This window comes from Neomegalonema sp. (genome assembly GCF_028688855.1).
Classification (GTDB): Bacteria; Pseudomonadota; Alphaproteobacteria; order Rhodobacterales; family Rhodobacteraceae; genus Neomegalonema.
In genome coordinates this window covers 22342-34883 of sequence record NZ_JAQTXI010000023.1, presented here as the reverse complement: position 1 = coordinate 34883, position 12542 = coordinate 22342, and the positions used below count along the sequence as shown (strand labels likewise).

Sequence of the window (12542 nt, the reverse complement as noted above, 5' to 3'; positions counted from 1 at the left end):
CGGGCGCGGCTGTCCGGAGGCTCAGCGCGGGCTGCGCTTGGCGAGGATCCGCTGGAGCGTGCGCCGGTGCATGTTCAGCCGCCGGGCCGTCTCCGAGACGTTGCGCTCGCAGAGTTCGTAGACGCGCTGGATGTGCTCCCAGCGGACGCGGTCGGCGGACATGGGATTGTCGGGCGGCGGGGGCCTCTCGCCTTCGGGGCTGAGCAGCGCGGCGCAGACGTCGTCGGCGTCGGCGGGCTTGGAGAGATAGTCCACCGCCCCCGCCTTGACCGCCGCCACCGCCGTGGCGATGGCGCCGTATCCGGTCAGCACGATGATCCTCGATTCGGGGCGGGCCTCGCGGATGGCGGTCACCACGTCGAGTCCGCTGCCGTCTCCGAGCCGCAGATCCGTGACGGCGTAGGCGGGCGGGTGGCTTCTGGCGGCGGCGACGCCCTCGGCGACGCTGGCGGCCGTGGCGACGACGAAGCCGCGCTTCTCCATCGCCCGCGCGAGCCGCGAGCGCAGGGCGTCGTCGTCCTCGACGATCAGCAGGGAGTTGTCGGGGCCTATCGCTAGCGGTTCGATCTCGGACATGGGCGCGGTTTCCCCCTTGAGGGCGGCCTTGTTCGGAGCTGTGCGAGAGGCGACCGCCTTGATGGCGCGATCATGTCGCCTATCGACGCACATGACAACCTTTTCACACGCGAAATCGGCAAGCGCGAGGGGGCGACCTTCGCCGGAGGAGGCCCTATAAGGGCGCCTTGCGGAGAGGGAGGCGTCCCATGGGGGCCATCGAGGCGCTGGCGGCGAGTTTCGCGCTGATGCTCGTCGGGGCGGGTCTGGCGCGGCTGGGCGTGGTTTCGGCCGCGGGCTGGACCGAAATGGAGAAGCTGGCCTATTGGGCGCTCTTTCCGGCGCTGCTGGTGGCTTCGCTGGTCAAGGCGCCTCCGGCGGGGCTGGAGGCGGTGAAGCTGGGGGCGGCGCTGGTGGGGGGGCAGCTCTTCGTCTTCGCGCTGGTCTGGGGCTTCGGGAGGCGGCGGCTCTCCGGGCCCGCCCTCCCGAGCGTGGTTCAGGGCGCGATCCGCTACAACACCTACATCGCCTTCGCGACGGCTCTGGCGGCTCAGGGGCCGGCGGGGCTGGAGCGGCTGACGCCCGCTCTGGCGCCGCTGATCATCGCGGCGAACATTCTATCCGTAGGCGCCCATGTTCTGGCCTTGAACGGAGCGGGGCGGGGGACTCCGACCTCTTCGCCCTGGCTGAAGGCGCTGAAGGAGCTGGCGACCAATCCTCTGGTTCTGGCCTCGGCGCTGGGGCTGACGCTGAACCTCGCCGGAGCGGCTCCTCCGGGGCTGGTCCTGAAGGTTCTGGAGGCGCTCGGCGGGGCGAGTCTGCCTCTGGCGCTGCTGGCGGTGGGGGCGGGGGTGAGGCTCGGCGCCGAGACCCTGCGGGATCTGCCGCCGATCTTCTGGACGGGGCTGGCGAAATTCCTGGTCTGGCCTGCGGCGTCCTTCGCGGCGGCCTGGGCTCTGGGGCTGGGGCCCGAGGGCCGTCAGCTCGCGGTCCTGACGGCGGCGGCGCCCACCGCCACCGCGAGCTACGTCCTCGCGCGGCGCATGGGCGGAGACGCGCGGCTCATGGCCTCGCTGATCTCGGCGCAGACGCTGCTGGCGGCGCCGGTGCTGTTTCTGCTGCTGAGCCTCTGAAGACGAAAACCCTCCCCGCGCGGCGGAGAGGGCCCGAAGCTGTGGAGAAAGGCCGGACTCAATGTCCGGCGTGAGCCCCGCCGCCCGCCTGAGCCTGAGCCTGAGCCTGGCCGGTCGGGACGCCGGTGCCGGGCGTATAGCCGCTGCCGGTGAGGCCGCCGCGCTGGCCCCAGATGGGCAGGACATGGGTCGGCTGGCCCGCGTCGTGGTTGTAGTTCGTGCCGTGGACGCGGTCATAGGCGGCGGAGTTGCCGAAGACTCCGTCCAGACCCAGCAGATAGCCCGCTTCCTGACCCAGCGTGCCGAGGAAGGCGAGCGGAGCCTGACGGCCTCCGGCGTTGCCGCCGAGGGCGTGGGTGTGGGATTCGTGGCTCTGGGTGTTGACCAGCCAGCCGCCGACGTCGCCGTTCTGGGCGGCGCGCAAGGCGCTGTCATGGCCGACGAGATAGGAGAAGGCGCCCATCGGCACGCCGAGGACTCGGCCCAGCAGGCTGCCCGGCGGAAGGAGGTTGCTGATTCGACCGCCGATTCCCGCCGCGCGCTCGTCGCCGGGCTGCGGGCCGGAGCGCTGGGCCTGGCCCTGGCTCTGGAATCCGTAGGTGCTCCAGCCGCGCGGCAGATTGGGGATGTCGCCGGCGCTGGAGATGCGGCCGTTGTAGCCGGCCAGAGATCTCCAGCCCGCCTGACCGCCGATCTGCGCCCCGGGTCGGTAGCCGCCCTGCGCGCCGCTCCAGGCGACGGCGCCGCCGGGTCGGTAGCCGCCCGCCTGAGCGCCCGTCTGGGCGCCCGCGCCCTGCGCGCCGAGGCTGACGCCGGGGCGAGAGCCGCCCCCGAGGCTCCATCCCGCCTGTCCGCCCTGCTGCGCGCCATGGCCCGCATGACCGGCGTTCTGGGCCGAGGCGCTCCATGCGCCGCCGCCCCGACTCGCGTTGACGGCGCCGTTCGCCCGTCTGAGTCCGGAAATCAAGGTCATCTTCGTCGTCCTTTCGCAATCCCAAGGCCTGCGGAAGCCTCGCCCGAAGCTGATCGCCGGGAAGGCCTCCGGCGGTCCGGCTCCGGCCCTGAAGGACGAGCTGCGGAGCGGCCGCTCCATGGCGGAGGACGATCCGGACGCCGCGTCCCTCCCGAAGACGCGCGCCCGGCTCCGTCGGACAAGGAGGCTCCGGCCTCCGGCGCGCCTGGCGCGTCCGGACGTCGGGGCGGCTCCTGGAAAGCGCGGAAGCCCTGTCCATGGATTTGTTTCAAAATAACACATTGAAACCGGGCATCAATGAAAATTCGATTTGTATTGAGACGATATGCGGGTAGCGTTAAAGGGCGAGAATTCCATCTCCGGATCATCCCTGCGGAGGCGGGCGAGGATTCACCATGTCAGGCGCCATTCTGGCGCAGAGAGGCGGGACTCCGCCTGGGCGCGCAGGCGCCTCCGCCCTGATCCGCCCGCCCCTCGACAGGCGGCGGCGCGGTCCTGCGCGGGAGTCCGGAAGGGGGGATCCTTGGGGGAGGAAGCGGGCGGCGCAAGGCCTCCGGCCTCCCGGGAGGCGGCGTCGCGGACGCCGCCGGAGGCTCGGAGCCTCCCGGCCCCGACGAGGGCCATGGAGCGTTCTCCGATCCGCGCGGGACCGGAAAACGATCCGCGAAGCCGCCGCGGCGGCGGCGCGTCTTCAGAGATGCGTGACCCGCATGATCAGCGGCGCCACCCAGAGCAGGGGCGCGTCGTAGACGATGGCCTGGCTCGGATCGCGGGCGGGGCGCAGGCTCGCCAGAGCGGCGCGCAGGCCCTGTCCCTCGGATTCCTCGCCCTTGGGAGGCGGCAGCACCCGGCGGAGCATCACGGCTTCGTCGTCGGCCATCACGAGGCAGTCGCGGCCGTAGGCGCGGGCGATGTCGCCGCGCATGCGGTCTCCGATGAGGATGTCGCCGGCGGAGTAGGGCCCGTAGGCCTCCTCGATGCGGGCGGCCACCGGATCTTCGGCGGGCACGTCCACGCTGAGGCCGGTTTCGCGGCCCAGGGTCACGTCGCCGGAGGAATCCACGTCGCCCAGCATCTGGATCAGGCGCGAGCCCGGACCTTCGAGCAGATCGACCGGATGCACCTTCAGGACGGTGGCGAAGCGCTCCAGCCAGTCGGTGGAGAGAGTCATGTTTCCAGTCTCGAGCCGCGAGACGCTCTGGGGCGTGGTGCCCACCGCCTCGGCCAGCTCGCGCAGGGTCATGCCGTTGCGCTGCCTGAAAACGCGTATCCTGTTTTTCATAATGTCGAACCTGCTCGAATCATCGACTATCCTTTAAGCTAGTCTGGCTGATTAATCCAAATTGTAACACTCCAATCCCGATAAAGTTTATCAGAACTTCTCAATGCGATAATTTTTCCATGAATTTTCCCGGATGTGGACAACGAGAGACGGTCCGCCCCTCCCGGATTTCCCTGATATGAAATACAGACCTATACGATGTGCGTTTTTTCTCATGGATTCGCAGGCCTCCGGAGAACCGGGCCTGGATGAGCGAATCACATCCTTCTGAAAAGGCCCGCCGATTCGGTCCTGAAACGACCCTTCGCGCCTGGATTCGGGGCGTCGCGGGGCGTTTCGTCAGGTCGGGTGAAGGAAAAGATTTCCATGATGAGTTTTGATCCGCGCAAGTTGCGCTCGGGGGCCGCCGAAGCCGAAGCGCGCGGGCGTTTGCCCTTTCTGGCGCGTCCTGGGGCATGGATCTGCCAGAATTCAGAGGGTTCCGGCGGGATCTTCGAGCGCGGGCGCTCCGGTCGGGGCTTCCGGCCCGTCCGGATCTCGGCGGCGGGGATCGCGGAGATGGCCCGCCGCGACTGGATCGCGCCGGGGCTCCGGCTGGCCGAGGGCCGCGCCTGGCTCGTCACGGCGGCGGGGGCCTCGGCGGCGGCGCGGCTGAAGGCCGAGGGCCGCAGGGGCGCAGAGCCCGGAGCCAGCTTCCGCGAGGCCCGCCGCATCGAGGCCGAGAAGCTCTTTCCGGCGGGGCCGGGCGAGAAGGTCGAGAAGCTGAAGGTCAATCTCGGGGAATCTCCGGTGGGCTGGCTGGCGCGGCGCAAGGGTCCGGACGGCGCGCCCTTCCTCACGTCGGCCGAGGTCGAGGCCGCCGAGCGTCTGCGCGTCGATTACGAGCGCGGCCACATGGGCGCGCGGGTGACCCAGGACTGGCGCGGATTCCTGACGGCCGGAACCTCCGCAGGCCCGGGCGGCGGGCGCGAGAGCCTGAGCCTCTCGGCCGAGGCGGCCCGCGGCCGGGTGATGGCGGCGCTGAAGGCGATGGGTCCGGATCTCTCGGACGCGGCCTTCCGGGTCTGCTGCCAGCTGGAGGGGCTGGAGATCATGGAGCGCGATCTGGGCATGCCCGCGCGTTCGGGCAAGCTGGCGGTGAAATGGGCGCTCAAGCGGCTGGTCGCCCATTACGCCGGGGAGGAGCCCGCCGCGCGGCGGAGCTGACCGGCAGGAGATCGGGGCGCGGCGACGGGCGCTCGGCGCAAGGGGCGCTGCGGGTCTCCGGAGCCGGGGGAATCTCCGGCTTCCGGAAACGGCGCCTGCGCGCGCGAGTCGCGGCGCGCGGGACTGCGCGTCGGTTGACTTTTGGCCTTGCGGGGCCCACATGACAGCGATGTTGCGGCGCAGCATAAACAGCCGCGCCCTCCCCGACGCCTGAACCGCCTGATCAGAGAGCGAGACGACGCCATGCCTCCCATCACGCCTCCCAACGCCTGCGGCGCCTCTGCGGATCCGTCGCGCCTGGCTCAGCAGAGCCTGCGCGCGTTCTGGAGCTGGACGCCCTTCGCGCCCCTTCTCGGTCTGAAATCCCCCTGGCTGGACATCTGGGGCCCGCAGCTGCGCGCCTTCGGCGTGCTGAGCCGCAACGCCTATGCGCCGGGCATGGCCTTCAGCGGCCCCAAGGCCCCCCAGGTCGAGGAGCCCGAAGCCGCCAGAGCCGAAGAGGCCAGGCCGGCGCCCCGGGCGAAGGCGCCCAGGGCTCCCAAGGCCGAAGCCGCGCCCGAGGCTGCGCCGGTCGAGGCCGCCCCCGCGGAGGCCGCGCCGGTCGAGGTCAAGGCCGAAGCCGCGCCCGTCAAGGCCGAGCCCAGGCCGAAGAAGCTCGTGGAGAAGGAGCCGCCCAAGGCCGCCAAGGATCTCTTCGAGGATCACGAGCCCGCCGCTGCGCCCGTTCCGCCGAAGGTCGAGCCCTCGCTGACCGAAACCTTCTCCGCCGGACATGAGGCCGCGCCTGCGCCCGCTCCGGAAGCGGCGCCTGCGGCTCCCGTCGAGGCCGAGGCGGCCGCTCCCGCCGCGCCCGAGGCCGCGCCGGTCGTCCAGCCCGAGGCGCTCGGCGCGGATGATCTGACCCTCGTCGAGGGCGTCGGCCCGGCCACGGCCCGCCGTCTTCAGGAGCAGGGCGTCCGCCGCTTCGCCGATCTGGCCTCCCTGACTCCCGAGCGGCTGATCGAGATCCGCCGCGTGGGCACCCTGACCATCACCGAGGATCAGGCCAGGGGGATCATCTCCTCGGCCGCGACGCTGGCCCGCCCGCACTGATCCGCGACGACGTCCGAAGCCTTCCGTGACGCCCTCCTTCGCGCTGAAGGGGGGCGTCCGTCTGTTCGGGGGGCGCGAGAGGCGTCACGAAGCTCCGGTCCCGAGCGGTGCGAGCTTGAAGGGCGAGGCCTCGGGAGAGCCTCGCCCCTGAATCTAGGGCGCGGGACGGGCGCAAGGGAACAGGGATGAATCGTGGAGGCCGCCAGCGCGGATCCCGGAGATTCCGAAGAAACCCCCGGCCTTGCGGTCGGGGGCGTGTCGTTCCGGAGCTTCAGCCCACCGTCTCCTTGACCCGCGACAGCGTGATCTTCGGATAATCGCGCTCCACGCGCTGGACGTCCCAGGGAATGCGGATCAGGAAGACCGGATCGCCGTCGTGATCCTCGGCGATCTGGCTTTTATTGGCCTCCGCGAAGGCCTCGACGTCGGCCTTAGCGCCCTTGATCCAGCGGGCTTCGCGATATTGCGTCGGCTCGAAGCGCACGGGCAGGCCGTATTCGGCCTCGATGCGGCTGGCGAGCACGTCGAATTGCAGCGCGCCCACCACGCCGAGAATCCAGCCCACGCCCTGAAGCGGCTTGAAGAGCTTGGCCGCGCCTTCCTCGGCGAATTGCAGCAGGGCCTTGTCGAGGTGCTTGGCCTTCATCGGATCGCCCGCCCGGACGTTCTGGAGAAGCTCCGGCGCGAAGGCGGGGATGCCCGTGAAGCGCAGCTCCTCGCCCTCGGTGAGGGAATCGCCGATGCGGAGCTGTCCGTGGTTGGGCACGCCGATGATGTCGCCCGCCCAGGCCTCCTCGACGACCTCGCGTTCGCGGGCGAGGAAGAACATCGGGTTCGAGATCGCCATGGGCTTGCCGCTGCGCACGTGATGCAGCTTCATGCCCCGGTCGAAGCGCCCCGAGCAGAGCCGCACGAAGGCCACGCGGTCGCGGTGCCTGGGGTCCATGTTGGCCTGGACCTTGAAGACGAAGCCCGAGACCTTCGGCTCCTGCGGCTCGACCTTGCGGGTCATGGCCGGGCGAGGGCGCGGCGCCGGAGCATATTCCGAAAGGCCCTTCAGCAGATCGGCGACGCCGAAGCTGTTGATCGCCGAGCCGAACCACACGGGCGTCAGGTGGCCTTCGAGGAAGCTCTGTTCGTTGAAGGCGGGCAGGAGCTCGCGGGCCATCTCGACGCCCTCGCGCAGTTCGGCGAGGCGGTCGGCGGGGATGTGTCTTTCGAGGTCGGGGTCTTCGAGGCCCTTCATCTCGACGGTCTCGGCCTTCACGTGGCGGTCGGCGCGATCCATGATCCCGAGCCGGTCATGAAGCAGGTCATAGGCGCCGAGGAACTCGCGCCCCATGCCGATGGGCCAGGAGGCGGGCGCGGTGTCGAGCGCGAGCTTCTGCTGAAGCTCGTCGAGGATCTCGAAGGTGTCCCGGGCTTCGCGGTCCATCTTGTTGACGAAGGTCAGGATGGGCACGTCGCGCATGCGGCAGACTTCAAACAGCTTGAGCGTCTGCGGCTCGACGCCCTTGGCCGCGTCGATGACCATGACGGCGGCGTCCACGGCGGTCAGGGTGCGGTAGGTGTCTTCGGAGAAGTCTTCATGGCCCGGCGTGTCGAGCAGGTTGAAGAGCTTTCCGTCCCATTCGAAGGTCATGGCCGAGGCCGAGACCGAGATTCCGCGGTCCTGTTCGAGCTTCATCCAGTCGGAGCGGGCGCGCCTCTGCTCGCCGCGGGCGCGGACGGCGCCTGCGGTCTGGACGGCGCCGCCGTAGACGAGAAGCTTCTCCGTGAGCGTGGTCTTTCCCGCGTCCGGATGGGCGATGATGGCGAAGGTCCGCCGTCGCGCGATCTCGGGCGGGAGGGGCGGCGCGTTATGGCCGAGGAGATTCGGGGTGCTGCTCATGGCGAGGGCTTATAAGCGCGCGCGCGCGGCTTGCGAAGAGGGGAAGCGGAGAGGCCGCATCAGCGGGAGGCTCTGGCTGCGGCGAGGATCTCCCTGAGCCGCTCCAGAGAGAGCGGCGCCTCCGGCCCGCGATGGATCATGGCGTGGCAATTCGGGCAGAGGGGGACCAGGTCCTCGACGGGGTCCACCTCATAGGCTTCGCCGATCTCGGAGAGCGGTTTCAGATGATGCACATGGATGAAGCCTTCCCCATGAGCGCCATATGTCGCGCCGAAATCGAACCGGCAGGCCTGACAGATCGGCTGGTGATGGGCGACGCAGGCGGCGCGGGCCTTCTCGCTGCGCTCATAGGCGTTCACCCATCGGCGGAGGCGCCCGCCTTCGATGAATTCGGGAGCCTCCGGATCGGGCGTCTCGTCCAGCTCCTGCGCGATGGAGCCTGAGGCTCCGGCCAGCCCGAGCCGCTCCATGGCCTCGGCCAGTTCGGGCCAGAGGATCCAGATGAAATGGCCGTTTTCATCGACGCCGTGTTCGTCGGGCGGCTCCTCGCCCTGCGGCCATTCGCCTTCCGGCGGGAGGGGAGCGGAATAGAAGGGAAGCGCCCAATAAATGCGCTTCCCGCTCGACGTGAGCAGCTCAATGCCGTGGTTCTTTCCAAGCGCCTTGCCGAAGCCGTTGACGACTCCGATGATTCCGGCGGCGCGGCGCTGGTCCGTGGCCGAGGGGCGGTCTGTCCGATGGGCCCCGGCTTTCCCTTGCCCTGCTGAAGCGCGCGGATAGCCCAGCTCCCTCCCGAGGGCGACGGGGCCGGCTGCATGATGAGGGCGGGCGTAAATCGCCTTCAGGATCTCCAGCATGTTGGGTTTGGTCGTCCCGGGATGCTGAAGGATCTCCATCCACTGTTCCGTCGAGATCTGCAGCCCGGATTCAGTCATGGCTCTCCTCCCGAGGCTCTTCGGCGAGGCCGAGCCGCTCCATGGCTTCGGCCAACTCAGGCCGCAGGATCCAGATGAAGCCGCGCTTGCCCACGAGCCATTCCCCGTCCGGTTTGCGCAGGGAATCGAAGGGCAGCAGCCAGAAGCTCTGATCGAGATCCCGCCCGTAGACCCGCAAGCCGAAATGGCGGTCCACCCGCTTCCCGAAGGCGATGACGAGGTTGATCGTCGGCGTGGAAAGACTGCGCTTGTCGCCGAAGAAGGGAAAGCCCATCTCCGCGCCCAGCTCCCAGACGGTCGAACGGCGGTCGGGCAGGGCGTAAAGCTTCCGGAAGAGCCTCAGGGCCTCCGGCGTCGTCGTGCCGGGGTCTTGCAGGATCTCCATCCACTTCTCGACGGAGACGTCCGGATTCGTCATGGCGCAATCCTCCGCTCGCCCCTGAACCGGAGCGAGCGTTAACGCCTGTCTTCGCCTCGCGCAATCCTCATCCGCGCGGCCTCACGGCCCGTCGCCGAGCTTGTCCAGAGCCTGGGTCTCGGCCGCCGACAGCGGAGGCAACGCGTCCAGAGCGGCGCCGAGCTCCGTGGCCGCCGCCCGGAAAAGCCCGTCCAGATGCGGCGAAGCCCCCTCGCAGGCCCGCGCCACCACCTGGCAGGAGGTCAGATAGGCCCGCAGGCGCAAGGGCGTCCAGCGATCCAGAGCCCGCGTCCGCGCCCGCAGGTTGCTCACCTGGTCGGCCATCTTGATGATCTTCGCCTCCGGAGGCTTCGAAGCCAGAGACTCCGCCTGAAGGCGCTTGCGCTCGGCGGTGGTCAGAAGCTCCCATTCGGGCCGGTCGGTCATGGCGTCCACGAGCAGGGCGGTCCGCTCGCCGAAGGCCTCGCGCACGTCCGCGAGCGCCGCATGCCGGTCCTCGACGCAATCATGCAGGATCGCCGCCACGATCACGTCGGGATCCGCGCAGACCTCCGCCACCAGAGCCGCCACCTCGCAGAGATGGTTCAGATAGGGATAATCCAGGCCCTGATGAGCGCCCTTGCGCTTCTGATAGACATGGGCGCGGGCGGCGAAGTCGTAGGCGCGCGTCAGAAGCACGAGCCGGGCGTCGGCCCGGGCGGTCGCGGGAGGCCCGCCGCAAGGGAGGGCGTTCAGGAAGGAGTCGGAATCGGCGGGGGTGGTCATGGGGGGCGCTCTCCGCAAACCAACGGCGGGACGCGCGCCGCAAGAGACGACGGCGTCCGGAGATCGGAAGATATGTGACGCTTGTGTGACAGTTCTATGACACGAACCCTGGAGGAAATGCAAAGCCTTCACGGGAGAATCGCAAAAAACCGTCCTCCGGTCGGCGACGCGAAAGGAGAGGAGACCAAAAGGGTCAACCTCCGGCCAAGGCCGGGCGACGGAACGCGGCCAGAAGAGATCCGGCGGGAGAATCGTCCGGCTTCAGGATGCGCAGATGAAGGAGGGACGGCCCTCCGTTCAAGTCTCCGCGGCGAAGGACGAGCGGATTTTTTTCCGGACCTCCGCCCGATCCCCGAGCAGACTATTCCCGGATTCCGGCGATTTCAGGGAGATCGGCGGCGCGCTCCCGAGGCGCCGCGCCCGCAGGAGGCTCCGCGTCGAACTCGGCCTCCTCCAGCCGACGGGCGGCGCGGAGGATCTTCGTCGCCGAGATTCCCACCTCGCGCAGATCGCCTTCCGCCTGGCCGAAATGGGTCTCCAGAGCCTTGATCCGCACCCCGAGCCTCTCGGCGTCCAGCTGGAGCGTCCCGATCTGACGGCGCAGCGCCGCCGAACGCTCCTGAAGCCGCGCGTCGCGCAGCACGGCCCGCAGGGTGTGGAGAGTCGCCATGAAGGTCGAGGGCGAGACGATCCAGACCTTCTTCTCGAAGCTCAGCCGGACCAGATCGGGGAAATTGGCGTGGATCTCGGCGTAGATGGCTTCGGAGGGCAGGAACATCAGGGCCGAATCGGCGGTCTCCTCGGCCGCGACGTAGCGGTCGGCCACGTCGCGCAGATGCCGCCCGACGTCGGCGCGGAAGGCCTTGGCGGCCTCGGTCTTCGCCGCCGGAGACTCCGCCTCCGCGAGGCGGCGCCAGGCTTCGAGCGGGAATTTCGAATCCACCGGCAGAAGCCCCGTCGGGGGCGGAGTCTCCAGCAGGCAATCCACGCGCCGCCCGTTGGAGAGCTGGGCCTGAAAGCGGTAGCTCCCGGCGGGCAGGGCCTGGGCCACGATCTCCTGAAGCTGGATCTCGCCCATGGCGCCGCGCGCCTGCTTGTTCGAGAGGATGTTCTGAAGCCCGAGGATGTCGCCGGACAGCCGCTCGATCTTGCCTTGCGCGCGGTCGATGACCTCCAGACGCTGGCGCAGGTCGCCGAGGGCCTGGGCCGTCCGCTGGGCCGAGCCCGACAGCGAATCGCCGAGCCGGGTCGAAACCTCGTCGAGACGGCGCTCCAGGGTCTCCAGAGTGGCGGCCTGGGTCTGGCTCTGGGCCTGGCCGATCTGGCCGAGGCCGCCGGTCATGCGCTCCTGAGCGGCGTTCAGGCGCCCGAGCGCCTCGCCGAGCCGCCCGATCTCCGCCGTGAGGGGCTCGGTCGCGCGCGCCGCCCGCCGCGCGGCCCGCAAGGCCGCGAAGGCCAGAATCGCCAGAAGCAGGACCAGAGCCGCCGCGCCGCCCGCCATCCAGAGAATCGCGCCTTCCGTCTCCCGCATCGCCTCCAGCATCCGCGCCATGCCCGTCTCCCTCCGGCTCCGCCGTGAGGGCGAAGCGCCCGACATAACAGGCCCGGAGGCGGCGCGAAAGCGCGGCCCGCCCCTCCGACTTGAGTCGGGGCGCGACTTTCGGCGGATCGACGGCGCGCGCCGATCCCTGTCTTGATGGAGGGGGGACTCCCGTCAGGAAAGGATTCGGAGATGAGGAAGATTCCGGGAATGCGCGTCGCGACGCTGGCTCTGGGCTGCGGCCTCGCCTTCGGAGGCGCGGCGGCTCAGGAGGCGCCGGCGGCGGAGGGCCATGGCTGGGCGGCCTCGGCGCCGGCGGGCGTGATCGCCGTGGGGCCGCCGCAGGATGTGGAGCTCCGCGTCTCCACCGGGCCCGAGGGCGAACCGGTCTCCGAGACCACCGCGATCGACCTGAAGATGGGCGGCTATTACCGCCTGAACTTCATCTGCACGGACGCCGCCGACGATACGGCGGGATTCCGCTTCGAATCGCCGAAGCTGCTCTCCAACGCGCATCTGCGGGTGCTGAGCGTCGACGACATCGAGATCCACATGCAGGGCCTCAGCTTCCACGCCCTCGAATGCGACGAACCCGGAGCCGTCCGTTTCAGCTTCCATCCCATGCGCAAGGGCGAATATGAATTCACCGTGAAGAATCAGGATGATCCGCCTGCGGTGCTGAAGGGCGTCTTCCGCGTCGAGTGACGGCGGAGCGCAGAAGACCCTTGCGTTCGGGCCTTCGGCTTCCTTCA

General features: G+C 69.5%; 12 protein-coding genes. 4 read left to right on the top strand and 8 right to left on the bottom strand.

Features of this window, described 5'->3' with window-relative positions; translation table 11 throughout:
- Nucleotides 1–21: 21 nt before the first annotated feature.
- A complete protein-coding gene (locus PHN62_RS14710; protein ID WP_300151934.1) occupies nt 22–576 on the bottom strand; it encodes an ActR/PrrA/RegA family redox response regulator transcription factor in 555 nt (184 codons plus the stop codon).
- A 188-nt stretch (nt 577–764) separates the two neighbouring features.
- Here PHN62_RS14710 and PHN62_RS14705 point away from each other — a divergent pair, with 188 nt between their 5' ends.
- On the top strand, nt 765–1688 hold the full coding sequence (locus PHN62_RS14705) for an AEC family transporter (protein ID WP_300151933.1): 924 nt from the start codon (nt 765–767) through the stop codon (nt 1686–1688).
- 58 nt (nt 1689–1746) lie between these two features.
- Here PHN62_RS14705 and PHN62_RS14700 read toward each other — a convergent pair whose 3' ends face one another.
- A complete protein-coding gene (locus PHN62_RS14700; protein WP_300151932.1) occupies nt 1747–2661 on the bottom strand; it encodes a hypothetical protein in 915 nt (304 codons plus the stop codon).
- Nucleotides 2662–3352: 691 nt separating this feature from the next.
- Nucleotides 3353–3943 carry a helix-turn-helix transcriptional regulator gene (locus PHN62_RS14695; protein ID WP_300151931.1) on the bottom strand — a complete coding sequence of 197 codons (591 nt, stop codon included), beginning with the start codon at nt 3941–3943 and terminating at the stop codon, nt 3353–3355.
- Between the two features lie 366 nt (nt 3944–4309).
- Here PHN62_RS14695 and PHN62_RS14690 point away from each other — a divergent pair, with 366 nt between their 5' ends.
- Together PHN62_RS14690 and PHN62_RS14685 are read left to right on the top strand one after the other, a co-directional pair.
- Nucleotides 4310–5149 (top strand): DUF6456 domain-containing protein, encoded by an 840-nt coding sequence (locus PHN62_RS14690; protein ID WP_300151930.1) that lies wholly within the window; start codon nt 4310–4312, stop codon nt 5147–5149.
- A 243-nt stretch (nt 5150–5392) separates the two neighbouring features.
- Nucleotides 5393–6241: a helix-hairpin-helix domain-containing protein gene (locus PHN62_RS14685; protein ID WP_300151929.1), complete on the top strand. Its 849-nt coding sequence runs from the start codon at nt 5393–5395 to the stop codon at nt 6239–6241.
- Nucleotides 6242–6512: 271 nt separating this feature from the next.
- Here the strand turns inward: PHN62_RS14685 and PHN62_RS14680 are convergent, their stop codons facing one another.
- The 5 genes from PHN62_RS14680 to PHN62_RS14660 form a co-directional block, all read right to left on the bottom strand.
- Nucleotides 6513–8132, bottom strand: a complete 1620-nt coding sequence (locus tag PHN62_RS14680; protein WP_300151928.1) for a peptide chain release factor 3 — start codon at nt 8130–8132, stop codon at nt 6513–6515.
- 59 nt (nt 8133–8191) lie between these two features.
- On the bottom strand, nt 8192–9067 hold the full coding sequence (locus tag PHN62_RS14675; protein WP_300151927.1) for an HNH endonuclease: 876 nt from the start codon (nt 9065–9067) through the stop codon (nt 8192–8194).
- Complete coding sequence (locus PHN62_RS14670; protein WP_300151926.1) at nt 9060–9485, bottom strand: hypothetical protein; 426 nt, start codon at nt 9483–9485, stop codon at nt 9060–9062. The genes PHN62_RS14675 and PHN62_RS14670 overlap by 8 nt, the downstream gene beginning before the upstream one ends.
- A gap of 81 nt (nt 9486–9566) precedes the next feature.
- Entirely contained in the window at nt 9567–10250 is a 684-nt protein-coding gene (locus PHN62_RS14665) for an HD domain-containing protein (RefSeq protein WP_300151925.1), read from the bottom strand.
- Nucleotides 10251–10611: 361 nt separating this feature from the next.
- Nucleotides 10612–11802: a DNA recombination protein RmuC gene (locus PHN62_RS14660; RefSeq protein WP_300151924.1), complete on the bottom strand. Its 1191-nt coding sequence runs from the start codon at nt 11800–11802 to the stop codon at nt 10612–10614.
- A gap of 198 nt (nt 11803–12000) precedes the next feature.
- Here PHN62_RS14660 and PHN62_RS14655 point away from each other — a divergent pair, with 198 nt between their 5' ends.
- The gene (locus tag PHN62_RS14655) at nt 12001–12495 is read left to right on the top strand and encodes a hypothetical protein (protein WP_300151923.1); all 495 of its coding nucleotides are present in this window, start codon (nt 12001–12003) and stop codon (nt 12493–12495) included.
- Nucleotides 12496–12542 lie beyond the last annotated feature (47 nt).

Excerpts from the sequence above, each read along its gene's own strand:
- PHN62_RS14695 (WP_300151931.1), bottom strand. The coding sequence starts at position 3,943 with ATGAAAAACAGGATACGCGTTTTCAGGCAGCGCAACGGCATGACCCTG.
- PHN62_RS14670 (WP_300151926.1), bottom strand. The coding sequence starts at position 9,485 with ATGACGAATCCGGACGTCTCCGTCGAGAAGTGGATGGAGATCCTGCAA.
- PHN62_RS14705 (WP_300151933.1), top strand. The coding sequence starts at position 765 with ATGGGGGCCATCGAGGCGCTGGCGGCGAGTTTCGCGCTGATGCTCGTC.
- PHN62_RS14710 (WP_300151934.1), bottom strand. The coding sequence starts at position 576 with ATGTCCGAGATCGAACCGCTAGCGATAGGCCCCGACAACTCCCTGCTG.
- PHN62_RS14675 (WP_300151927.1), bottom strand. The coding sequence starts at position 9,067 with ATGACTGAATCCGGGCTGCAGATCTCGACGGAACAGTGGATGGAGATC.
- PHN62_RS14660 (WP_300151924.1), bottom strand. The coding sequence starts at position 11,802 with ATGGCGCGGATGCTGGAGGCGATGCGGGAGACGGAAGGCGCGATTCTC.
- PHN62_RS14700 (WP_300151932.1), bottom strand. The coding sequence starts at position 2,661 with ATGACCTTGATTTCCGGACTCAGACGGGCGAACGGCGCCGTCAACGCG.
- PHN62_RS14655 (WP_300151923.1), top strand. The coding sequence starts at position 12,001 with ATGCGCGTCGCGACGCTGGCTCTGGGCTGCGGCCTCGCCTTCGGAGGC.
- PHN62_RS14690 (WP_300151930.1), top strand. The coding sequence starts at position 4,310 with ATGATGAGTTTTGATCCGCGCAAGTTGCGCTCGGGGGCCGCCGAAGCC.
- PHN62_RS14685 (WP_300151929.1), top strand. The coding sequence starts at position 5,393 with ATGCCTCCCATCACGCCTCCCAACGCCTGCGGCGCCTCTGCGGATCCG.
- PHN62_RS14665 (WP_300151925.1), bottom strand. The coding sequence starts at position 10,250 with ATGACCACCCCCGCCGATTCCGACTCCTTCCTGAACGCCCTCCCTTGC.
- PHN62_RS14680 (WP_300151928.1), bottom strand. The coding sequence starts at position 8,132 with ATGAGCAGCACCCCGAATCTCCTCGGCCATAACGCGCCGCCCCTCCCG.